This is a genomic window from Bdellovibrionales bacterium (assembly GCA_016714165.1).
Taxonomy (GTDB): Bacteria; Bdellovibrionota; Bdellovibrionia; order Bdellovibrionales; family UBA1609; genus JADJVA01.
This window is the reverse complement of record JADJNU010000001.1, coordinates 2,345,004-2,367,186: the sequence shown is the minus strand read 5'-3', so window position 1 is coordinate 2,367,186 and position 22,183 is coordinate 2,345,004. Positions and strand designations below refer to the sequence as shown.

At 47.2% G+C, this 22,183-nt stretch carries 18 protein-coding genes; 10 read left to right on the top strand and 8 right to left on the bottom strand.

Annotated elements, in window-relative coordinates; genetic code table 11:
- Positions 1-25 precede the first annotated feature (25 nt).
- Both IPJ71_10790 and IPJ71_10785 read left to right on the top strand, forming a co-directional pair.
- Positions 26-868: a DUF2817 domain-containing protein gene (locus tag IPJ71_10790; GenBank protein ID MBK7844165.1), complete on the top strand. Its 843-nt coding sequence runs from the start codon at positions 26-28 to the stop codon at positions 866-868.
- Positions 869-881: 13 nt separating this feature from the next.
- Entirely contained in the window at positions 882-1,949 is a 1,068-nt protein-coding gene (locus IPJ71_10785; protein ID MBK7844164.1) for a GTP-binding protein, read from the top strand.
- A gap of 182 nt (positions 1,950-2,131) precedes the next feature.
- On the opposite strand, the gene IPJ71_10780 is transcribed toward IPJ71_10785, so the two are convergent.
- Complete coding sequence (locus IPJ71_10780; protein ID MBK7844163.1) at positions 2,132-2,710, bottom strand: carbonate dehydratase; 579 nt, start codon at positions 2,708-2,710, stop codon at positions 2,132-2,134.
- 85 nt (positions 2,711-2,795) lie between these two features.
- On the opposite strand from IPJ71_10780, the gene IPJ71_10775 reads away from it, so the two are divergent.
- Positions 2,796-3,254, top strand: coding sequence for a transcriptional repressor (locus IPJ71_10775; protein MBK7844162.1), 459 nt, complete (start codon positions 2,796-2,798; stop codon positions 3,252-3,254).
- Here IPJ71_10775 and IPJ71_10770 read toward each other — a convergent pair.
- The 4 genes from IPJ71_10770 to IPJ71_10755 are packed head-to-tail and all read right to left on the bottom strand — an operon-like array spanning position 3,251 to position 6,560.
- Positions 3,251-3,907 carry an energy transducer TonB gene (locus IPJ71_10770; protein MBK7844161.1) on the bottom strand — a complete coding sequence of 219 codons (657 nt, stop codon included), beginning with the start codon at positions 3,905-3,907 and terminating at the stop codon, positions 3,251-3,253. The genes IPJ71_10775 and IPJ71_10770 overlap by 4 nt on opposite strands.
- Positions 3,907-4,755 (bottom strand): TonB-dependent receptor, encoded by an 849-nt coding sequence (locus IPJ71_10765; protein ID MBK7844160.1) that lies wholly within the window; start codon positions 4,753-4,755, stop codon positions 3,907-3,909. Before IPJ71_10765 ends, IPJ71_10770 begins: the two co-directional genes overlap by 1 nt.
- Positions 4,725-6,107 (bottom strand): TonB-dependent receptor plug domain-containing protein, encoded by a 1,383-nt coding sequence (locus IPJ71_10760; protein MBK7844159.1) that lies wholly within the window; start codon positions 6,105-6,107, stop codon positions 4,725-4,727. Before IPJ71_10760 ends, IPJ71_10765 begins: the two co-directional genes overlap by 31 nt.
- Before the next feature lie 9 nt (positions 6,108-6,116).
- Positions 6,117-6,560 carry a hypothetical protein gene (locus tag IPJ71_10755; GenBank protein ID MBK7844158.1) on the bottom strand — a complete coding sequence of 148 codons (444 nt, stop codon included), beginning with the start codon at positions 6,558-6,560 and terminating at the stop codon, positions 6,117-6,119.
- Positions 6,561-6,634: 74 nt separating this feature from the next.
- On the opposite strand from IPJ71_10755, the gene IPJ71_10750 reads away from it, so the two are divergent.
- The 5 genes from IPJ71_10750 to IPJ71_10730 all read left to right on the top strand — a co-directional run bounded on the left by IPJ71_10750 (position 6,635) and on the right by IPJ71_10730 (position 10,885).
- Complete coding sequence (locus tag IPJ71_10750) at positions 6,635-7,075, top strand: hypothetical protein (protein ID MBK7844157.1); 441 nt, start codon at positions 6,635-6,637, stop codon at positions 7,073-7,075.
- 20 nt (positions 7,076-7,095) lie between these two features.
- Complete coding sequence (locus IPJ71_10745) at positions 7,096-8,331, top strand: GTP-binding protein (protein ID MBK7844156.1); 1,236 nt, start codon at positions 7,096-7,098, stop codon at positions 8,329-8,331.
- A gap of 98 nt (positions 8,332-8,429) precedes the next feature.
- Positions 8,430-9,665, top strand: coding sequence for a GTP-binding protein (locus IPJ71_10740; protein MBK7844155.1), 1,236 nt, complete (start codon positions 8,430-8,432; stop codon positions 9,663-9,665).
- On the top strand, positions 9,662-10,330 hold the full coding sequence (locus tag IPJ71_10735; protein ID MBK7844154.1) for a DUF1826 domain-containing protein: 669 nt from the start codon (positions 9,662-9,664) through the stop codon (positions 10,328-10,330). The genes IPJ71_10740 and IPJ71_10735 overlap by 4 nt, the downstream gene beginning before the upstream one ends.
- A gap of 216 nt (positions 10,331-10,546) precedes the next feature.
- Positions 10,547-10,885, top strand: a complete 339-nt coding sequence (locus IPJ71_10730; GenBank protein ID MBK7844153.1) for a hypothetical protein — start codon at positions 10,547-10,549, stop codon at positions 10,883-10,885.
- Between the two features lie 20 nt (positions 10,886-10,905).
- On the opposite strand, the gene pbpC is transcribed toward IPJ71_10730, so the two are convergent.
- Both pbpC and IPJ71_10720 read right to left on the bottom strand, forming a co-directional pair.
- Positions 10,906-12,903: a penicillin-binding protein 1C gene (gene pbpC, locus IPJ71_10725; protein ID MBK7844152.1), complete on the bottom strand. Its 1,998-nt coding sequence runs from the start codon at positions 12,901-12,903 to the stop codon at positions 10,906-10,908.
- Entirely contained in the window at positions 12,878-18,784 is a 5,907-nt protein-coding gene (locus tag IPJ71_10720) for a hypothetical protein (protein ID MBK7844151.1), read from the bottom strand. Before IPJ71_10720 ends, pbpC begins: the two co-directional genes overlap by 26 nt.
- 255 nt (positions 18,785-19,039) lie before the next feature.
- Here IPJ71_10720 and IPJ71_10715 point away from each other — a divergent pair, with 255 nt between their 5' ends.
- Together IPJ71_10715 and IPJ71_10710 are read left to right on the top strand one after the other, a co-directional pair.
- Positions 19,040-19,444 carry a BlaI/MecI/CopY family transcriptional regulator gene (locus tag IPJ71_10715; protein ID MBK7844150.1) on the top strand — a complete coding sequence of 135 codons (405 nt, stop codon included), beginning with the start codon at positions 19,040-19,042 and terminating at the stop codon, positions 19,442-19,444.
- Positions 19,441-21,060 carry a transglycosylase SLT domain-containing protein gene (locus tag IPJ71_10710; GenBank protein MBK7844149.1) on the top strand — a complete coding sequence of 540 codons (1,620 nt, stop codon included), beginning with the start codon at positions 19,441-19,443 and terminating at the stop codon, positions 21,058-21,060. Before IPJ71_10715 ends, IPJ71_10710 begins: the two co-directional genes overlap by 4 nt.
- A 316-nt stretch (positions 21,061-21,376) precedes the next feature.
- On the opposite strand, the gene IPJ71_10705 is transcribed toward IPJ71_10710, so the two are convergent.
- Positions 21,377-21,949: a hypothetical protein gene (locus IPJ71_10705; protein ID MBK7844148.1), complete on the bottom strand. Its 573-nt coding sequence runs from the start codon at positions 21,947-21,949 to the stop codon at positions 21,377-21,379.
- Between the last annotated feature and the right edge of the window lie 234 nt (positions 21,950-22,183).

Here is a 22,183-nt window from a genome sequence, read left to right as displayed (position 1 = left end):
CTCTAGCAGCCAGGGGGATCAGTGCGTGAAAGAGATCATCAGCAAATACTATTTCCTGCTGCCGAGCTGCATCGTTTTTGTCGCGACGAATGCCTTTGCGCAAACCCCTTCAGAGAAATGCGTCGCTGAATTTTCAAAGTCACCGTATCTAAGCCAATCCAAAATCAAAGAAGTCTGCGCACCCATGCAGGAGCTTGCCGAATGCGCGAGTGTAACTGGCAAGTCGATCACCCACATGGAAAAGCAGACTGACAATCACAAGGGCAAACGAATTTTGGTATTTGGTCAGATTCATGGGGATGAGCCGGAGGCTGGCGAGCTCTCATTGATCTGGATCGAACGCGTGCTTTCTATTCCGGTTAAAAATACTTGGCGAATAGTTCCTCGCTTAAATCCTGACGGCGGAGCACTCAATACTCGCACCAACCAAAACAACATCGACCTCAATCGCAACTTTCCGACGAAGGATTGGGAAGAGCTTGCTCTGAAGGAATGGGAAGCAAAGACGGGAAAAAACCCGCGTCGTTTTCCTGGAAATGCCGGCGGTAGTGAGCCGGAAACAAAGTGCGCAATCAAACAAATTGAAGACTTTAAGCCAGACGTTATCGTTTCGATTCATACTCCTTACGGTCTTCTTGACTATGACGGCCCGAAATCTAAGAGGGCCAAATTTTCCACTCTTCCTTGGCAGTCTGTGGGTACATTCCCTGGGAGCCTTGGCCGATATGTGTGGATTGAGCGAAACGTGCCGGTGCTCACCATTGAGTTGAAGACCGATAGCTTAAAGCGAAATATGGCCGCGTTCAGACAGTTACAGGATCAAATATCTTATCTCACTGCGGACGCTTCAAAGATGGCTGAAAAATAAATCAGGAGGTTGCATGGACCAACAAATTAATAAAATCCCAATCACGGTCATTACCGGATTCCTCGGCTCGGGTAAAACGACGCTGCTTCAGAAAATTTTGAAAGATATGCACGGGAAACGTATCGCAGTGATTGAGAACGAGTACGGCGCACTTGGACTCGATCACGAGCTGATTGACCGTGTGGAAGAAGAAATCATCATCGTCCAAAACGGCTGCATTTGCTGTTCGATCAGAAAAGACTTGATCGAGGCAATTCTGCAACTCAACACCCGACGTGATCTCTTTGATGAAATAGTGATCGAGACAACCGGCCTTGCCGATCCATTCCCCATTTCGCAAACTCTTCTCAGTGAACCACGCCTTCGGAAACTTGTCTCGCTCGACTCTATCGTTACCGTGGTAGACACGAATCTTTTTGAGCAGAACTTCGCGGAGAAGAATCCAGAATTTCAGTCGCAAATCGCTTTTGCTGACCTCATCGTTATGAGCAAGGTTGATCTTGTAAGTCCGACGCAATTGGAAGCCGTCGAGACAATGATTCACTCACTCAATGCCGGAGCTCGTGTCGTGAAGGTCACGAAAGAGAAAGCGAATGTCGCAGAAATTTTCGGACAAAAATTATTTGCCCAAAAGCCAATGAAACTCACGCAGGTGGAAAAACCAAGCTTAATGCTTGCTCCAAGAAAGCAGGAACACCATCACCCGCACACCCAAGTTTTTAGCGAGGTGTTTGAGCTGAAGGGACAGATTGATACGGATCGTTTTCAGGCCGTACTCCAGATGTTCTTGGGCATATTCGGACATGAGATCTATCGGATGAAAGGTGTGATCCGCATCGAAGGAGAGGACAAACTCACGCTGATTCAAGTCGTGCGTCACATGCTTTCCATCGACAAATTAGATTTTGATGTCAGCGACGAGATTGTGAATCGTTTCGTCGTGATTGCTCAAAACGACGCATTCAAGCCGTTCTTTGCGGAGCTTCTGAAAATGTCGGCTAAAGGTTTTGACCTTGAAGCGGCGCACGCGCAGATCCAGCGCGAGAACGCTGCAAGGGGTGAAATTCCTTTGGAAACATAGGCTAAAGCAAGGGGCCTTCAGTGGGAATCAATATTCGTTCCCGTTAAAAATCTTTTTCTGCCGGTGTCGGTTTTCTGGAGAGAAGAAAACGTCAGTCCTTCGCTCAGTGTGTTTTTGGGATTCGTTTTGGAAAAGCGTTCGCTGAAAAAGCCCCCAAGGCGATTGCCTGATGGACGCGACCGCTACGTGATCGAGTTTTTCCTGAACTCTTCTTCCAGAGTTTTATAAGACTCCACGAATCCGTTATTCGTTCGGATCACACTTTCTGAAAACTCCGTTGCTTGCGCTGTCACCTTAGGAACAAGATCGAGATTTGTTTTGGGCCCGATCTTTTCTGTCGATGGCACATAGAAACCTGCGGGGAGATCGCAGCCGTCGATGACGGCATTGTGACGGACAACACAACCATCGCCCACTTTGCAGTTGAAGAGAACGCTGTTAAAACCAATGAAGACTCGCTTTCCCACTTCACAAGGTCCGTGGACAATCGCTCGGTGGGCAATGGATGTGTATTCGCCGATCTTGACAGCAGCTCCTCCTTTCGAGTGCATCACAACGCCGTCTTGGATGTTGGAAAAAGCCCCAATTTCAATGGGTTCAATGCGGCCCTTCGAATCCGTCTCATCCGCACGAATCACCGCGTAGGGTCCAATAAATACCTTTTCCCGGATGATGACTTTTCCGCATATAATGGCAGTTGGATCGACAAATGCACTGGGATCAATTTGAGGGGTGTCCCCATTTGGGTTTCTTCTCAGCATAGTCAGCCATTTTAATGCAACTTTGTTGCAACTGGCAACACATTCCGGTATTCTTGGGCACATGTTCGATCAAGGAGCAGAAGATATGGCCAGCACGACAGCACGGCAAAGGGAGCTTGCCCGGATTGATCACGTTCTCGAAACCCATTCTCTAAAAAAGACGCCGTTGCGTCGGAGTATCCTTCTTGCTTTTGCGGAAGCAAAAACCTCACTCACTCAGGCAGAATTGATCGAGATCATCTCTAAAGATTTGAGCGTGGTTGATCGGGTTTCAATTTACCGGAATCTTGCCCACCTGAAAGACGCGGGTGTCCTTCACGAAGTTGATTCCAATAACTATGTGTTCTGCTCACATGAATGTGAGGAGCACGCCCACCTTCTTTTGTTCTGTCAAAAGTGTCACAAGCACCAAGAAGTCAAAGACCACGATCGCATCAGCAACTTCATGTCAGCGCTTGGAAACTTTCGGTTCTTCGGGAAGAAGCAACCAATTTTTCTTCGAGGTGTTTGCACATCGTGCACACCATCAGTCAGCAATGGTTAATTCTGAGCAAGAATGAACCTGACTGGCAGAGTGATTTTCCAAGTTTCAAATTTGGTTTCATCAGGGAAAGGCTTAAATGGCGATGCTTTCGTGGCGGCTCTCATGGCGGCATCATTGAGCCGCTTGTAAGGGCTCGACTCGATCAACTCAATTTTAACGACGGACCCGCTGCGATTAAGGGTCAAACGAACTTTGACGGTTCCTTCCTCTCGAAAGGCCCTGGAGGAAGCTGGATAGGTTTGCTGCCTTGCAATTTGGTCACGGATCTCAGCTAAGTATCTTTCCGTTTCATTGACTGGAGCACGCCCACGGAGACTGGATTCAATATCTGATTCTCCAATGGCAACATCAGGTTTTAAGAGTTCCTCGGAACTTTCCATTTTCTTGGAACCTGTAATTGACGACTCGTCCACAGAGACAACACTTTTTGTCGATTCTTTTCTTCTCTTTTGCTGCGGCACTAAGGCCGTATTTTTTGAGTCTGGTTTATAGTCATGCAGCGTGACGACATCAATTGAAATCTCCTCTGTTTTTTTCTTGGTCATCGCATCTGAGAAATAAAGCGCGACGGCTAGCAGCGTATGAAGCGAGAAACTCATGAAGAATGCTGTCAACCCTTTTCGACTTTCTTGCGCCTTTCGCCACTTCAACATCAGAAGTTACCTCGCAACGACACGAAAAACTGTCGCCCACGCAAAGGACCCCAGATATGGAAATTGTCGAGGTGATAGTGATCACCGTGAATATGCCAGGTTGTCGGGCTGTCACCAGCAATGGTTTGCGTGTAATCAAAAACATTCAGAACCGCAAGTCCAGCAGAAAAATTCTCGCTCAACTCCCGCTCAAAATTCAAATCCACGGTAAAATAAGTCGGAGCTTTCTGCCATTTCTGGTCGGACTTAAAGGTCTCACCGAACGTGGAACTTGACGGATCTTGATCGGGATTTTGATCGGTATAGGCCAGGTTGTAATGCTTGTCGTAATTGCCGTAAGCCGAGAGGTCCCGCTCGCCAATCACAATCACTTTTTGAGAAGATGTCCATTTTCCCCATTCAACATTTGAGGTCAGAGAAAATCGCTTTTCAATCGCTGCAATGGGGAGTTTCGCTTTATAGTCCGAAGGATAATTGAAAAATTCGGCCAAACCCTCAAGCGTCCAATTGTGTGTGATCCGTCGTCCATAGCTGAGATCAAAGACTGAAATCGTGTAAGGATCATCCGAATTTCTGAATAGTGTCGGAAGGCCTTGGTCAACTCGATCAAGACCGTAAGCCATATTTTCGATGCGGGTCTGGTGGGTGCTAAACTCAAAAAAGTCATCCTGTCTTTGGCCAGCCAAGGAGTAGACAAAGCTTTGCGCCGTTTCAAGTTTATCAACATCAACGATAAATCCGTCGTGCGCAGTGCCGTGCTGACTTTCAAAAAGTGTCAGGGGCGACCGATACCCCAAGCCCGCCGACACGCGAGAAGTCAGGATAGAGTTATGAATGTGCTTATACATCGCACGGGGTGCGATGACCGACTTATCCAAGGTTTTGTCGAGATCCTTCCAGTGGGTCTTAATGTTATCGAACCTAAAAGCAACAGACACTTCGTTCGCATCATTGATGAACCAAGTGTCTTGAGCAAAGACACCTTTGGACGAAAAGCTGAGGTCGTCTTGTTTGAGGCCACGCTGATCGAAAAGTTTTTTGACGAAGAATCCATTTCTTGATTCTTAGTATCTACCCCGAAGGTGAGAAGATGGTTTTCGCTCGCAGTTCTTTGGTATTCCAAGAGCCCAACCCAAAGCTTATCGTCGTTATCGTAGTCGTAACCGTGGGAATAGATGGAGTTCTGAAGCTGCGAGGCCCCGCCAAGGCTCAACTTCAAGCTCGAATTTTCATTGATCTGTTTGCGATAAATCGAAGCCAGCTCGTTGCGATCAAGTGTCACGTTCTCTGTGATCTTGTTTTCGGCACCGATAAATTTCCTGCGGACGTCGCGATCGACGAAATCATCTGAGGTTGCAAGGATCGATGGTGGCTCCGAAAGTTCGAGCTCATTCATCGAGCCGCCAATACTTGTCAACTTTCCGTAACTGAATCGAAGACTCACTTCGTCCGTGCTGTTTATTTTGTGAGTGACTTTGGAAACAACGGTTTGAGTTTTTTGACTGGGGAGTTCGGAGACATTGTTGTGGTCGATGTCGATGGGAAGTATTTCTCCATATTGCACGCCAAGCAGAAAGCCGGTTTTTTCTCCGAGCTTTTTGGTTCCCAAAACAGAAAAGTTCTTCTGACCGTCGTTGGCGTAAGAAATATTGCCTTCAGCGCTGTCCGTGACGATTTCTTTAGTGACGATATTGACCGCACCACCGATAGATTCGGGAGCTGTCAATGCGGCACCTGTACCTCGATAAATATCTATCGAATCAATGCCACCCAAAGGGATCGCTTCAACGCCGTAAAAACTGGAAACAGTCGAATGCAAAGGCAAACCATCGACGAGAATTGTCGTGTGCTCGCCCTTCATCCCATTGATCGTAACTCTTTTCGCCCCACAGAATGCGCAGGCAGTTTGAGTTTCAACACCGCGCTCATTGCTGATCGCCTGCGCGAAGGTTTGTGCCTGTTTCTTACGAATATCTTTCGGCTTTAGGACCTCAACGCGATTGATCTCTTCTTTTTTGATCCGAAGGTCATTTTCGGATTGACCAGAAACGACGATTTCTGAAAGCTGCGAGTTTTGCTCTTCAGCCTTTCCGATGGAAACGACACAGAGTTGAGCGAATAAAAGCGCAAGTCCCCGTGTGAGGAGCTTGCGCTTCAGAGATGAAGAGTGCTGCGGACTTAAGTTTTTGTTCTTTATCACTTGAGTGAATTAGTCCTCATGTACTTGCATGTTGACGCAGCGATTGGTGTGAAAGTGATCCACATGGAGCCACTTAAGGTTGAAGGATTTTGCGTTTCTCAAATCAAGATTTTGAGGATCTAGGAAGATGGCAATCTTGTCTTGTCCATTTGCGCCGGTGCCCAAGACAACACCGGGTTTTGTTGGGTGAAGTTTTACCGTGAAAGGGGCCGCAGTTGCGCCGCCATGACTGTAGCTAGTCTGAACTGTTGCGTACCATTGATCGGGAGTTTGCTCTTCACCTGTAAATCCGACATCAGTCACAAAAAGTAGGCACTCTTGTTTGCTGATGGCGTCGTTACCTTCAAGCGCCAAAAGCGTGCCTTCTGGAAATTCATCGTGGTCGTGCGCTAACGCAGCATTTCCAACCAACGAGCAAGCCAATAGAATCACACCTAAAACCTGTTTTACCATTATAGACCTCCTGGGTTCCCGACCTTTTATTGCAACTATGTTGCATTTACAACTCTTATCTCATATAAAAGACCATGCCGCAGAGATTTGCTCATCTTCTAAAAGGCTTTTTGCCTGGTCTTTTGATCCTCTTCAGCATTTATCCGTGCCTTGGGGAAACCCTGATTGATTTCAAAGATGGAAGCCAAACAAAAACCGAGGACCTTCTCGGCCAAGGCAAAGCCCTCGTTTACATCGAGAGAGGTTGTCCGGTTTGCCATCAATATATCCAAGACCTCGCGACCTGCAAGGAATCGGTCAAAGAAAAACTCCAAATCGTTTCCGTCAGCACTCCGGCTCAAACCAAAGAGATGTCACGGAGGATTCCCAGTGGGCTATCGCTTTACATGGTGAAGGATCAGAAAGTCGCAAAATCGGTTTATGCAACGCCCACCACGCGGATTGCGCAGAAGCAAATGGTCGGAATTCTAAAGTGCGATGACTTTGAAAAACTTATTTCTACAGATCAAAAATGAGAATCTTCCCGGAGGTAAATATGAACCAAAGACTTCCCGTTACCGTACTATCTGGATTTCTCGGAGCCGGGAAAACCACTCTGCTGAATCATGTCTTACACAACCGTGATGGACTAAAAGTTGCGGTCATCGTGAATGACATGTCGGAAGTGAACATTGACGAAAAGCTCGTGAAAAAAGGTGGCGCAGCACTTTCGCGCACCGAAGAAAAGCTGGTTGAAATGAGCAACGGTTGCATCTGCTGCACCCTTCGAGAAGATTTACTGAACGAGGTTTCAAGGCTCGCGAAGGAAGGAAAGTTTGATTACTTGCTCATCGAATCAACGGGAATTTCAGAACCTATGCCCGTTGCGGAAACTTTCACGTTCACCGAAGAAGGCGGCAAAAGTCTATCGGATATTGCACGCTTGGACACGATGGTCACGGTCGTTGACGCCAAAAATTTCTTGAAGGATTACAAGTCATCAAAGAGCCTCAAGTCGCGCAAGCTTGAAGCTGGCGAAGAGGACGAAAGAACTATCACCGATCTTCTGATCGACCAAGTGGAATTCGCCGATGTGATTCTGCTTAATAAAGTCGATCTGATCTCTGAGGAGGAAAAGGAAACCTTGAAAGCGATTTTAACGTCACTCAACTCATCAGCGCGAATTGTCGAATCCACTAAATCGAAAATTCCTTTGAAGTCGATTCTGAACACGAAGCTTTTCAATTTTGAAAAGGCCCAACAAGCTCCCGGTTGGATGGCTGTTCTGCGTGGAGAAGAAAAGCCGGAAACCGAAGAATATGGAGTTAGCAGCTTCGTTTTCCGCGCCAGAAAACCGTTTCATCCTGAGCGCCTCTGGAACTTCCTCCATACCGAGGGGAAAAAGTATTTGCGTGTGAAAGGCCTTTTCTGGATCGCCAACCGGCCTGATTTTATCGGATTGTGGTCCCAGGCTGGGCAAGTTGTCTCTCTTGAGTGCGCGGGACGATGGTACGCGGCTTCTCCGAAAGACGAGTGGCCTACCGATCAGGACGAGATTGATATTCTTCAACGAGACTGGGATAAAGTTTACGGGGACCGCGGACAAGAACTTGTTTTTATCGGGCAGGATCTAGATGAAGCAACGGCCACTGAAAAGTTAAACGCGTGCCTCGTGACAGATGAAGAAGATAGAGGCGGCGTGCCCATGTGGAAGAGATTTAAAGATCCTCTGCCGGCCTGGCGTCTCATGGAAGACCTGGAACAGCAAGTGGTCGGCAACACTCAACATTAAGAAACATGAAATATAAACGGGACTCGAAGCGGGTTTTTGCGTCCCCTTTTTTAACCATGATATAGATGCAACATAGTTGCATCCAAGGAGAGGAACAAATGATCCAAAAGAACGCATCCGTGCAGGCACAGCGGAAGTTGCCGGTCACGGTCTTGTCGGGGTTTTTGGGAGCTGGGAAAACCACAGTTCTCAGTCACGTCCTAAATAATCGTGAAGGTTTGAAGGTCGCAGTCATCGTCAACGACATGTCGGAGGTCAATATTGACGCAGGAATCGTTAAGAACGGAGACGTTGCATTGTCGCGAACCGAAGAAAAGATGGTTGAAATGAGCAATGGCTGCATCTGCTGTACGCTCAGGGAAGATCTTCTCAAAGAAGTCTCGAACCTCGCCAAAGAGGGAAAATTTGATTACTTGCTCATCGAGTCCACGGGAATTTCCGAGCCGCTGCCGGTTGCTGAGACTTTTGAGTTCACGGACGAACACGGCGAAAGCCTGTCTAAAGTATCGAAACTCGATACGATGGTCACGGTCGTCAGTGCACCGGACTTCTTAAAGCAGGTCGCCGAGGCTAAGGACTTAAAGGCTGTCGGAATGGAACTCAACGAAGAAGATGAACGCACAATTGCCGATTTGTTAGTTGAGCAAGTGGAATTCGCGGACGTGATTGTCCTCAATAAACTTGACCAAGTATCGGAGGAACAAAAAGAAAAACTCAAAGGTGCCGTCAAAGCTCTTAATTCCCGAGCAAAAATTGTGGACGCCCAGTTTGGAGAAGTGCCATTGAAAGAAATTTTGAATACGGGGCTTTTCAATCTTGCCGATGCGCAGTCTTCATCGGGATGGATGAAAGTTATGCGGGGCGAAGAAGTGTCGGAAAAAGATGAGTATGGCATCAATAGCTTTGTTTATCGCGCTCGTAGACCTTTCCATCCTGAACGGTTTTCTAGGTTCCTTGAAAAAGCCCCTTCCGGCGTGCTACGTGCGAAAGGATATTTCTGGCTTGCCACGCGTCCCGATGCTGTCGGCCTTTATCAGCTCGCGGGTTCGAGTAGTTCATTCTCGGGAATTGGATATTGGTGGTGTACGGTCGGCGAGCGATTCTGGCCGAAAGAAGAGTCTGCCAAAAATGAAATCCGTAAAATCTGGGACAAACAGTACGGAGATCGTCGCCAGGAAATCGTCTTCATTGGAACCGATCTCAATCGTGATGCAATATCTAAAGCCCTCGATGAAGCACTTTTGACGCCACAAGAAGAAAAAATGGGAAAAAAGAAATGGCAGAAGTTTCCTGATCCACTGCCTGAATTTGATTTGAAGGGGATGCCCGCATGAGTCTAGCGATTGTTTGTCCGGTTGTTAAAGAAAGAAGCCGTCTACTCGAACAGCAGCTCGCTCCACTATCGCGCGCGAAGAAGGTTTTAGATAATCCTAATACGAATTTATTTTTGATTGATGGCAGTTTCTTTCTTTTGCCTTCAGTTGAAGGGGGGCGTGATTTTGAAATCACGATCCTTCTTGATTCGCAAAATCCAGCAAGCTTCCGCAGGTTCGTCAGAGCCCTTCCGAAAAGATTCGGTGCGAAATTGAATTTTTGGAGCGAATACGTTGAGACAATGACGAAAAGGTTTTGTCAGGCATTTGATGTGCGCTACGCAAAACTGCGATTTTCGCAAATTTCTCATGACCAATGCCCGCTTTTTCATACGGACTACGTGACTGTTCGACTCTTTCAAACCCTTAACGGGCCAGGAACCGAATATGTTTCGGATGACAATCTTAATCGCGATGGTTTAGGAAAGGGTTGTAACTCAAAGATCGTTTTGAATTATGATAAGGTAAAGCGAGCGAACACAAAAGACATTCTCTTGATGCGGGGTGATCGCTGGTTTGAAGGCAAAGGGCTCGCGCATCGGTCGCCGCCGATTGAACAATTGGGGCTTAACCGTCTGTATCTATGCCTTGATGCCGTAAAAGACCCTAGCTTAGTGCGATATTGAAGGCGCCAATAATACCCATTCTGAAATTCCCCCAAGCACATCTACCACTGAAGATGAAGTTACTGAGCGAATGTTTCATAACCTAGTGCAGTTATCACTACGGCTCTACTCAGAACTTGAGTTTTTGATGAAAACCCGACAGATTTGAGAAGATTAAATAAGGATTAAATATGAGTAAAGCAATTGAAAATTTGGTAGAGACACAGAGGCGGTTGAATGGAAATTTTATACAAAGATAAATCTATCCTGATTACTGATCAGGACATAACGATCAATACTTATTATTTTCCGCTTGGCCAAGCAAAAATCATTCCTTGGAATCAAGTCAAATCTATATCAAGCCAAAAAATGACGATTTTGAATGGGAAATATCGGTTATGGGGAATGGGTTTATTGCCTTACTGGTTTAATAGCGATTGGCGAGCTGACAAAGACCAGATGCTTATCATTGATACGGGGCATTTCATCAAGTCAGCAATTACACCTGACGACTTTGAGGCGGCGAAAAGAGCTATCGAAACAAAACTTAAAATCAAAAGAGAAGAAGAGACTTGAGCCGATTGCAGTGACTGTATTTAGCGCACCTCAAATTTCAATGAATCAACCAGATCGCCAGAGGAAGCTTTCAACTCAACAAGGTATTTTCCTCTTTGCAGTGGCCATAGTGTTGTTTCCTGCGCTTTGCTCAACAGGCGATGGTTCAAAAATAGTTTGTGTCCACGCTGGGGGTTTTCTATTTCGATAGGCAATTTTTGCAGGGGCGATGGAATGTCGGGATCAAGGCCAACCAACATGTCAGGTGCTGGATATCGAATACGACTGATTGTTCGACGAGGAAGCGGAACTCCTGGCGGCTCGTACTTGGTAAGTGAGCCTTTGGGGTTGGGATGTAAAGCCAACATGAGGCTGCGCCAAATCGGCGCAGCGCCAGTCATGCCGCTCACATTCCACATTGGCTCTCCGTTGAAATTGCCGACCCAAACTCCGATCGTATATTGCGAACTCCATCCGATGCACCAGTTGTCGCGCATGTCTTTACTTGTTCCTGTCTTAACTGCCGCTGAGAACGGAAGACTAAGCAAGCTGTCCGTTCCGAATGTAAAGCGACGGTGCTCCGGAGATGCGAGAATATTAAAAATTGAAAGCCGAGTTGATCTCGAAAATGTTGAATCTTCAACCGCGAACCGGCGGTAAGCCTGAGTCAATTCCCAAAGTGTCACGTCAATTGCACCCAAGGCAAGGCTTGGACCGTAGTACTCATCGTCCTGTAACTGTTCAAATCCCAATGATCGCAGTCGATCCAATACCCGAGTTTCTCCCACCATCTGTAGGGCTCTTACAGCTGGAACATTCACGCTTGATCCCAGCGCATCACCAACGCTAACCAGCCCACGAAAGATTTGGTCGTAGTTCTTGGGATGGTAGACGCGCCCTTGAGAAACGGAAATGTCGGCCGGAGAATCTTCCAGAAGTGAGGTAGCGCTCAGAAATTGCCAATCGAAAGCCGTTGCATAAACAAAGGGTTTGATCGTCGATCCCGCCTGCCGTCGCGTTTGAATTCCATCAATTTGCTCAGCAGAAGCAAGTCCGACACCGGCATTGGCGGCATAAGCAGCCACTCGACCCGACTGCGTTTCTAAAATAAGCACAGCTCCATCATTCACATTTTGATTTTTCAATGTACGCAACTGTTCTCGCATGGCATTTAATGCCAACTTCTGAGTCCGATAGTCGAGTGAAGTTTGAATGACACTTGAGTTGGTGCGATCTGCCGTAAAATACTTTGAAAGAACGGGAATTAGCTCCCGTGCTCGAGCCAAACTGTAAGGCTTGGAAAGTATATGCTGCGAAAGAGTCTGAATCGACTGACAATCGTTCATCTTGAGAATGAGGCAAGCTCGCTTTGCGACTAATTCGGGTTCCGCATTTGGCGAGCGCAGGAGTGCAATAAGAAGTGCGGCCTCTTCTTGAATGAGGCCAGAAGGATTCTTACCGAAATAGCCAAGGCTTGCTGCTCTTAACCCGACGAGTTCTCCACGGAACGAAACAAGGTTGATGTAAGCTTCAAGAACTTGCACCTTGGTCCATTGAGAATTGAGTTTCAAAGCTGAAGCGACTTGATTGAGTTTTTGCCAAGCACTTCGTCGACGGTTAAAGGCACCATCTTTGAGTAAACCAGCGAGTTGCATTGTCAGCGTGCTGGCGCCGCGCTGGGAACGTCCGGTCACTCTTTCCCAACCTGCTTTTGCAATTGCCAAGGGGTCGATTCCAGGATGGGAATAAAAGCGGCGATCTTCTGCTTGAACCAAAAGCCCCCGAAAGGCTGGTGAAATCTCGGACCACTCAACCCAATCTAAACTGCGCCTTTCGTTATGGGTGCGAATCGATTCAAGCGGATAGCCATCGCGATCAACAACCCAAACATCCGAAGGCCTGTAGCCTTTGCGAACACTCTCAAACGAGCGCACGTGAATCGTCATCCAAGAAAGCCCTATAGTCACAAAGAGGACAGCTGAACTTATGCCGACAATATACCTTATGGAAATCTTAGCGAGAGACTTTCCAATTCGCATTGGGTACCTCTCCGAACGTCTCCGGTGAATACATCGCTTCCACTCTTGATGGGGGCAACTTGAATTCACCTGCAGAATTTAATCGAACACGATAGTTCAAGCGGTATGTCCCGCGCGGCAAATAAGCAGCATAGGAAATGAAGTTAGCATGAGATTTTTCTTCATATTCTTTAGGCCAATCTTGGACTTCCGTCGATGGAGCATTTCGCTTTGGTGCACGGTCAAGAATGTTCGACGATCCGTCCAATCCAGTTCCTAAATGAGAAGCTCCAGCGGGAATTGGATCACGAACAACCACCCAAGGCTGATCGGCCTGAGCCGTGACAGTCAACTCAATATTTGCAACGTCGCCGACCTTCCATGTTCCCGGAGTGGATTGCATGACCGGTGTAATCTTGCGAGAAATCCTATAACCCATGTCAAAGGGCTCCTTTAAAGGGATAGCCGAAACAGTTTCAAAATAAATCCATGGCCTTCCTGATCCAGAGTGGCTGAACTGAACCGATACATCGCTTTTTTCCGAACCCTTCGGCCAGTCTAAAAGTTTTTTCTCACCTTTGGGCGAGGATTGCCAACTAAAGAGGCCGCTGATGTCATTGGCATTGAGCCTAGTTTCGCCAGCGACCTTCTCCTTCTCAAATTTGGCGCTGAACCGGCGGAGTTGAGTCACGCCCCAAGCGTTGGCCATAGTCGTGTCCCAATGTCCGAATCGCAATCTTGCAACGACTCCTCTTGCCATTCGACCCACATCTTGTCCCCAAGACCCTTCGTCGATAGAAATGCCAAAAACTCCCATGGCCTCCTGATCGCGAGAAGAGAATAGGCGCCACTTCCCCTCCCAATCCAAATCATTTTGGAGGTTCATCAATGAACCTTGAAAATTAGTTCTTGCACGTAGAATATTTTCTGCTTGTTTCAGCTGGCCATCTCTATTTGGAATGTCAGCTTGGCGCTTCAGAAGTTGGAACCAAGCTGTGACGGTCTCATTTTTCCAAATGTTCGGTGTGATCTGAACTGTAGAAAGTAAATTTGGTCTAAAGGCTTTGTACCTTGAAATCGTTTCCATCACCAGTATCCTGGCTTCACCCGTGTATTGATCGCGGACAATTTCATCCCACCAGGAACGGCAAACATATTGTCCTTGAACGTAAGAAGTCATGCCTGAGACCAACTTCGCTCGCGTCGCCTGGGGAAGCTCGTACCCATTCTCATCTAAAATGTTCATGACATAACGGGTGAGTTGAGCCGATCCGCAGAGAGAAACTGGAAAAAATTTTAACAATCCATAACTATCGAAGTAAGACGGAAGCGCTTCAATCAAGCGTTTTATTTCACTCTTGTCTTCCAGGACGATGCCGCGTGAGACCCTCTGTTCAAGACAGCCGTAGGTATATTCGTCCATGTAAGACTTCACGCCTGCGAGTCCCGACACCAGTGTTGCTCTTGCGTGAACTCCAAGTCCGCCCTTGCCAGGAATCGCGTCTGACGGTTGCTTCACCGGAATCTGATTGGTCTTGTCGAGTTGAAAGAGCGTTGCCTGAAGGACACGTGCGGGGACAGCAGGCTCAACGCGAACTTTTGCGGCCATAGCATCTTCACTTCCTGTGACTGCGTCTTTGGCTTTGATCTGAAATGCGATTTCCTTCAAACCCGTTGGCACCGTGATGGGTAGATCAATTGTCTTCGCCTCGCTGGCCTTTAACTCGACTGGAGAAATTTTTGGAAGAGAGGCAATGTCTTTGGTTGTTACTTCAAAAGAAACCTTCATTGACTTGGTCGTCGTGTTCCGCAAGGTGAAGGCATTCTTGATTTGATCACCCTCGCGCACCAGGGGCGCAAAGCCGGAATAGATGATTAAATCCTTTGTGGACTCAATGGTTACGTTTCCGTCGCCGAAGAAATCTTCACCCCCAGTTGCAACAGCAACTATCCTAAAACTTGTCATCGAATCATTCAGTGGCACTGTGATTTTCGCCTCACCTGAAGAATCGAGTCTGAGCCGTGGCTCCCATAAGAGAACGGGTTCAAAGAGTTCACGAGTATCAGCTGCCAGAACGCCTCCACCCCCGCCTGGTGGCTTAGCCTTTGAGCCGAAATGACGGCGACCAACAACTTGGTTTTGACCCGAACTCGTTGAGACGGCTAGGCCTCTTTGGCCCATCATTTCCCGAAGAATTTGCCAGCTCGTATTTTCTTTCAAACGCAACAGCGATTCATCGACTGCCGCAATCGCAACTTCGGAGCCAGCGGGAAGTTTTACGCCTGAAGCCGTTTTCACTTGGATACCAACTTGCGCTTTCTCCCTAGCGCGATACTTAGTTTTATCTGGCTTAACTGTCACTAAAAGCTCATGAGCTTTCCAGCCCACCTTGAGTTCGACCATCCCCATTTTCATTGCTGGCCTTGCAAGATCAAGAATGGCCGTAGGTTTCGGCTCACCAACCCGCCCGCGTAAGGCTAAGGCCGAAATGAAGACATTGGGCGCGTAGTTTCCCTTGAGCGGAATCTCAATCGTAGGACTATCCCGACGAACTTCCGTTACGAAAGAATCAAGAACGCCTTCGCGCTCGACTGTGACCAGAACGGTCGAAATGGGATATGGGGAGCGAACGACTAACTTCGCCTTATCGCCAGGTTCATAACGGTTTTTCTCCGGTAATAGATCAATCCGATCACTATCACTGGGCACCCACCAGCTATCTGCACCGGCTTCATAGACGCTCACGCCAACCGAAGCGTAGGTGGCTCGGCCATTTTCATCCAGTGTTTTTGCCTGAAGTGTAATACTTCCGGCAGGCAATCCCATTGGTTGACAGTTGAACCGACCCAATTCATCGCTTTTGCCGTCGCAAACTTTGCCCAAAGCAGTGACTTCAGTTTTTGAGTCATAGGAATAGAATCCGCCGACAAGACGTTTGCGGTGGGTGATGTAATTCGTGCGAAACGCCTCAACAACATAGTTTCGATTACTTTGTGGCTTGCCGAGGTTGTTGGTAATCACACCCATAACTTTAGTTTTGCCGGGTTCGGCATACCAGCTATCAGATCGTAACCCGATTACGTATTCAGCGGGGAATACAGGGACCTGAGAGCCTGTGGTTTTGATCTCACCACTTGGATCAGTGTATTCCATTTCTAAAGACAGCTGTTGGATCTTGGTTATAGAAGGAAGATCAGAAACCTTCCCTAAGTGTCCACCATCTGCATTGAGTGTCAGCTCTTGAACCTTTAGGAAAGTTTCTTCTGGTGCTTGCTGATCCTCAGAATCTACAAGACCTGGTTTAATTGGATTGGCGAAGAAGCTGTAATCGGATCCGCCAGGAACCTCAGGAGAAAATGAGCCAGGCTGGATACTGGCTCGCAATTTGACCTTCAATCCCTTGGCGGGTCCACCGGAAAGGTAAGCAGCGGAGAGGTCTGCCTTGATATCGCTTGGTCGCACAAGTGGCTGGCCTTGAATTTTCACGGTTGCCTTCATGAGAGGCAACCGATACTCACTCACAATGAAATGGCCGGTTTCTTGAGCTTGCCAATCAAATGGGTCATCTTCTTCCGTCTCTTTCTGCGGAAGTTGCTCCTTGTTAGAGAGATAAATTGCATAGTGACCGAGTGTCGCATCTTTAGGAATATTGAACTTTCCAATTGCTGTTCCTGTTGACTTGTCGAATACAAATGGGAGCGTATATGTTTTCCTGCTAGCCTGATGAACAACAAGAACTTGCTTGGGCAAATGCTTTTCGTGCATCATCGCAAACCCGGTTTCGCGATGTTCGCGCAAGACATGCTTCATTTGAATCGCTTCACCAGGCTGCGCAGCCATTCGGTCAAGGACCGTATGGCCGACGATCGGTCCCCATTGATGGGAAAGATATTCCATCGCCAAGTTAAACCGATAGGTCTCTATACCCTTGGACCAACTGCTTGATGAAAAGGAAACATCATCTCCCTTTTGTGCAAAAGCGAAGACTTCACAGGCACCATAACTATAACTCTCGGATTCATCCTCGCCACTGCTCAGAACGCATGGATCATCTACTGCACCTAAACGCAGAACGCCGTCACTGTCCGTTGTACCCTTGGCGAGCTCCTTCCCCGAAATATCAACGACCGAAACCTTTGCGCCACCAACAGGTTTGGCATTTAAAAACTGGATCACCCAGATGAGAGAAGACTCGCGACCCTTTTTAAAATGAACAGCCATATCTGTAACGAGTGCAGCCGTCGTAACATACATGAGGGCTGTCCCGGTCAGCGCCTCGCCGAGTCGTGGACTTGCCATTTCAATCACATAAAAGCCCGGCTTCTTAAGAGGAATACCGACAAGCTCGAACTCGCGCTCCCCAAGCGGCTTGGGAATTTGGAACTTAGAGCCCTGTCCGTCGGCCAAAAGTGGAGAATTTCGATTTTCGAATTGCTGCTCTTTCCTCAAAACTTTCCTGTACCAAGTGATGATTTCAGAAATCTTATCCTGACTCGAAAGATTCAATGATTTGCCTTCGATCGACACTTGTTGGATAGCCATCTGTTTTTCAATATTGCGAACGCTCACCGGCAATACTGGATCAGCTTCGAGTTCAAGAATACCAAAAGATGCAGGGAACTTTATCAACGGCAAGTATTCATCAGTTGCGACTTCAAGAGGGTATTTGTTTTGGTTCGCAAGTGCGCGCCCCAATTCGTCCTTGAGCTTGCCCGGCAAAATCACTTTGAACTGAGCTGAATCTGGAAAGGGAGCCTTGAATGTCAACGAATCGATTTGCTCGTCCTCGAAGTCGCTGATCAATTTTACACCAACGCCTGACTTCGGTGTCGTGATGAGAGTTCCATCGACATTTTTGTTTTGATCACCTTTGCTCAGCTCGACTGGAATCCAGGTTTTGCCTTCCGAGGACACAAGTTTTGCTCCCTTGAGAGCTTTGAGTGGCAGGCGCTTCGTGAAGTTCACGCGCATATCAAGAATTGGATTACATGGGCGATCAGGAACGGATCTCTCACACGAAAATCTTGCTTGAAACGGCTCGATGACTTTGAAATTGAAACTCTGAGCTTCTTCTACCGGCAGACCAGTTAGGGAAAGAATACCTTGCGGCCAATGAAGAACGACCTTTGCTTGTTCGGGAAAGCGTCGCGCGCCAGCTAAAACAATAAAATTATCCATTTCTTTGATTTGAGAAAATGGCTTCGAAGGATTTTTTTCAAGAAGGCTTCGATAATTGTTCCAGCGCCAATTGTTTTTGATGGCGGCCTCAATGACGGCTTCGCGATCTTTGCCCTCGATGACTTTTGCCCCAACCTTGTCAGGCATTCCTTCGACTTCAAAATAGGCTTTCGACTCAACCGACTTTGTATCGATGGCTCCATCTATCAGAGCGACAAAATATTGGTCTGGCTCAATGTCCCCATATATCGGGGCAACTCCTAAGAGCGCGGGTCCCGCAGTCGAGAAAGCGTACTCGTCAAGTCCTTCGAGTTTCGCGCCAGCCAAATCTTTTGCTTCAGGACTGAGCTTGAAGGAACAGCGCATTCCCGCCTTGAGTGGCTTTTCAAAATCTAATACCCAATTTTTACTATCGGCCCATCGAGTGGTGTACTTGGGAGTCTCTTGAGATGTCGGAGTCTTTTGAGACGTTGGAGTCTTTTGACCATAAGTCGGCTGCTTTTTGGTGGTCACATTGCAAGTCATGGTGAAGGGATCAGTCTTGGCGCGCGGATCACCCATTGCCATCATGTCGGTAGAAAAACGGACCGTCGCTTGCTGCACCTGTTTCACCGAGCCAGTGGGGTAAAAACTGACTATTTGTGCGGCATGCACCTCGGCCGAAGCGAAGCCAAATATAGTAAATGAAAGATGAACAAGGGTGCGCCATCGAGTTGGTCCCATGTAACTAACCTCTTGGTGATATCTATATGACTGTATAGGACGATTTATGATTGTTTGCGACGCTTTCTGATGAGTAAACGGCAAACCTTTAATGAATTAATTGATTCGACGCACAAAGGAACGCTCTTCTGGAGAGCTAGGAATTATTCTTATAGATGCGCACCGGCCAGGCCAAGGCCCATAAGGATGAACAAACTAAGTTTTTAGTTGATATGAACTAAGAACTTAGTTAGTGTTTGATGCGGGGGGTGTTGAATGTCCAAGTCAAAAGCAAAAAGGAGTGTAACTGAGAAACTGCTGACTGATGCCGAGCTAGAGCTGATGACAATTCTTTGGAAGCGCGGCGAAGGTTCCGTTGCTGACGTGCTCGAGTCTTTACCAAGGGAAAGAGACCTCGCGTACACTTCCGTTTCGACCATTTTAAGAATTTTGGAGCAAAAGAAAATTGTCATAACGCGAAAAGAGGGGCGAGGTCACATCTACATCCCTGCGCTCGGCAAGACAGAATACGAAGCGAAGACGGTCAAGCACATGGTCAATCGTGTTTTCGATGGTGCACCCACTGCCTTAGTTCGGCAGCTAGTTAGCTCGATGCCTCTCGATGCAAGGCAGATTGAGGAACTGAAGAAAATTATCAATGAAGCTGGAGGCAAGAAATGAGTCTTCCCCAGTTATTAGGCATCTATGTGAACGCCAACATTGTGATCTGTTGTGGATTCCTCTTGTCGATCGCTATCATCGCATTCCTGAACGCCACGGGTAAACCCCTTCTTTTTAAGGCAAAACTCAAGTTTCACTATTCACTCCTTGCAGTCAGCGCCATTATCGGATTTTGCTCACCTCTATTCCCCAAAAAGGAGATCTTTAAGCCAATCGTGAGAGTTTGGATCGCGCCTTCGAGATCCTCCTTTAACGATATCAAATTTCAAAAATCAATAGGTGGTTACGTCGACATTCAATCGCCTTCCGTTCCCTTGATAAAATTGGGGAGCCTAACTTCAAGTATCGGCATAATATTTGCGCTTGTTCTCTTGATTGGTCTTGGGAAGTTCCTTTGGGACTTGCGAAGACTTCTTTTGCTTCGAAACGAGGGACACTTACTTCGTAAGGTCCATGACGTGCAGATTTTTATGAGCGAAAGGGTTCGTGTTCCATTTTCATTTTGGATTCCAAATCAAAAAAATGTTGTCATCCCAGAATCGCTAATTGGCAGCGCAAATTTTAAAAGCTCCGTCCTTCACGAACTGCAACATCATCGCCAAGGAGATACAAAATGGGTTTATCTGCTATGGGGATTTCGGCTTCTTTTCTTTCCAAACCCATTTACACACATATGGAACAGACAGATTTCAGAAGTTCAAGAATTTGCCTGCGACGAAGCTCTGGTCGACCAAGGAAAGGTGGAGTCGCTGGCATATGCAAGCTGCCTGGTTCAGGTAGCACAAACCGCGTTTAAGTGTGAGGTTCAGCCTGTCTGCGCAACGGGCCTGATCTTCATGATTGAGCGCAATATGCTAAAACGGAGGATTACAGCAATGTTAGAACAAAAGACATCAAGGTTCGGATTTAGGAGTGCGCTGCCTATCTTGGGTATTGCGGCAACTCTCTTGGTAGTGACCGCCTACGCTTCCCAAGGAATAGTGCAGGACCGCCGAATTACAATGACTCAGGCACAAGAAATGGCAAAGTCGGCTCGCGAAGGCGGGTTTCCAGTTGTCGTAAATGATCTCGTATTGAAGTGGCTCAACCATTATCTAGGCACACCAGATGGTCGCGATAAGGTAAAGGCGGCTCTCGCCCGAATGGAAATTTATCGTGACGGAATTCAGGGAAAGCTAACGGAATACAAAATGCCCGAAGAGTTCTTGGCCTTGCCATTGATAGAGTCAGGATATCAAAATCTTGAGTCACATCATAATAAGGCTACGGGCGCAGCAGGTCTTTGGCAGTTTATCCCCAGCACGGCTCAAAATTTTGGGCTAAGAGTTGATGCGCAGGAGGATGAGCGACTAAATGTTGAGCAGGAAACGGATGCGGCGATGAGATATCTGCTCGCGAACAAGCTAAGATTCAAGGACTGGCAGCTTTCAATTCTTGCGTACAACGCAGGCGAAAATTCTGTTCAGAGCGCAATTCGCAAAACAGGATCGCGAGATGCCTGGACAATCGTGAGAACTGGATTTAGTGGTCCGACTACGGAAGAGAATTCCAATTATTTGCCGAAGCTCATGGCGGCAATTCTTATAGTTAAAAATCCATCTATCGCTCTTATGTAAAAACTCAACGAAGAGGATGACTTTTTCGGTGTCCTCTTCGTCCAAATGATTTCGATACGCATGCCATCAACTGGCCCGAATATTCATTTTAGGATTTTACAGTGCTACTGCACTTCGACCCCGAGGGCGAAAAAGGCCAATTGAATCGTAATACAGTAGCGTACGTCGTGAGAGCCCAAACTTGCGAGTAGTTTTCGAATGATCTGCGTCCGACCTGTTTTACGGCCAAGAGGACACTTCGAAGAGCAGAGCCCGGCGTTCCGGTTATGTGAGATTAGCCGGTCCAAGTATGTGAGACGGGACACAAATGGCCTCCTTACGGTTCCGGCGAGTAAGAAGTTGCTACATCCGGAGTAGTGCTGCAGGCTAGTGTGCTCCCAAGGAAGCTTAGGTCCGCAATCAAATAGAAACCCAGGGCCCCTTCAATAGAGACATCCTTTCCGAGCTCGACCCCTCTCATCATATTGTCCACGGAACCATAATTGCTGAGCGTCCATTCGAAGGGCCTTGGTGTTTTCGAGCTAAATCGCAATTTAATGAGCGCTTGGGGGCGGCCAGAAGCGATGGAATTTGCTGGCGATTGGCGAAGGTAAATGCTGAGCGACACTTGTGTCTGGTTGCCATTGAGATTAAGCATCGTCTCTCTTTCAACCCTCGTGCGGCCGACCCGTAAGAAATCACTTAGAATTCCCGTTTTGGATTTCGATGAGTGGTCATGCAAAGCACAATCGATTGCTATTGACCCATATGGCCAAAAATCGCCCTGAGAAACATCCTTCCACTCTTGCGGATCCATTGCGAATGATGTCGACGCCCAAAGAAGAATCGTTACGGCAATTCCAGCTATCCTCCCTTTACAACCCATATCCATATCCATATCCATATCCATGATCAGCTCCTCCCTTTTCCATGTTTTGTTAGAAACTACCTTAGCAAAATGAAAATTGTCACAAGACGTATTTATCGATTTGAGAATAACGCGGCAAGCTGTTCTCGAAGTCCTTTTAACACCAGCATGAATTCTATTGGGACAATTTATGCATCTAACCTCGTTTTTACTAAAGACCATGTAAAGTCTATTTGACATTATACAATGTACAGTCTATTATACATTTATTTATCA

What these genes read in the sequence shown, in the direction of transcription:
- IPJ71_10785 (MBK7844164.1), top strand. Translation starts at nt 882, where the DNA reads ATGGACCAACAAATTAATAAAATCCCAATCACGGTCATTACCGGATTC.
- IPJ71_10780 (MBK7844163.1), bottom strand. Translation starts at nt 2,710, where the DNA reads ATGCTGAGAAGAAACCCAAATGGGGACACCCCTCAAATTGATCCCAGT.
- IPJ71_10775 (MBK7844162.1), top strand. Translation starts at nt 2,796, where the DNA reads ATGGCCAGCACGACAGCACGGCAAAGGGAGCTTGCCCGGATTGATCAC.
- IPJ71_10770 (MBK7844161.1), bottom strand. Translation starts at nt 3,907, where the DNA reads ATGTTGAAGTGGCGAAAGGCGCAAGAAAGTCGAAAAGGGTTGACAGCA.
- IPJ71_10765 (MBK7844160.1), bottom strand. Translation starts at nt 4,755, where the DNA reads ATGTATAAGCACATTCATAACTCTATCCTGACTTCTCGCGTGTCGGCG.
- IPJ71_10755 (MBK7844158.1), bottom strand. Translation starts at nt 6,560, where the DNA reads ATGGTAAAACAGGTTTTAGGTGTGATTCTATTGGCTTGCTCGTTGGTT.
- IPJ71_10750 (MBK7844157.1), top strand. Translation starts at nt 6,635, where the DNA reads ATGCCGCAGAGATTTGCTCATCTTCTAAAAGGCTTTTTGCCTGGTCTT.
- IPJ71_10745 (MBK7844156.1), top strand. Translation starts at nt 7,096, where the DNA reads ATGAACCAAAGACTTCCCGTTACCGTACTATCTGGATTTCTCGGAGCC.
- IPJ71_10740 (MBK7844155.1), top strand. Translation starts at nt 8,430, where the DNA reads ATGATCCAAAAGAACGCATCCGTGCAGGCACAGCGGAAGTTGCCGGTC.
- IPJ71_10735 (MBK7844154.1), top strand. Translation starts at nt 9,662, where the DNA reads ATGAGTCTAGCGATTGTTTGTCCGGTTGTTAAAGAAAGAAGCCGTCTA.
- IPJ71_10730 (MBK7844153.1), top strand. Translation starts at nt 10,547, where the DNA reads ATGGAAATTTTATACAAAGATAAATCTATCCTGATTACTGATCAGGAC.
- pbpC (MBK7844152.1), bottom strand. Translation starts at nt 12,903, where the DNA reads ATGCGAATTGGAAAGTCTCTCGCTAAGATTTCCATAAGGTATATTGTC.
- IPJ71_10720 (MBK7844151.1), bottom strand. Translation starts at nt 18,784, where the DNA reads ATGGGACCAACTCGATGGCGCACCCTTGTTCATCTTTCATTTACTATA.
- IPJ71_10715 (MBK7844150.1), top strand. Translation starts at nt 19,040, where the DNA reads ATGTCCAAGTCAAAAGCAAAAAGGAGTGTAACTGAGAAACTGCTGACT.
- IPJ71_10710 (MBK7844149.1), top strand. Translation starts at nt 19,441, where the DNA reads ATGAGTCTTCCCCAGTTATTAGGCATCTATGTGAACGCCAACATTGTG.
- IPJ71_10705 (MBK7844148.1), bottom strand. Translation starts at nt 21,949, where the DNA reads ATGGATATGGATATGGATATGGATATGGGTTGTAAAGGGAGGATAGCT.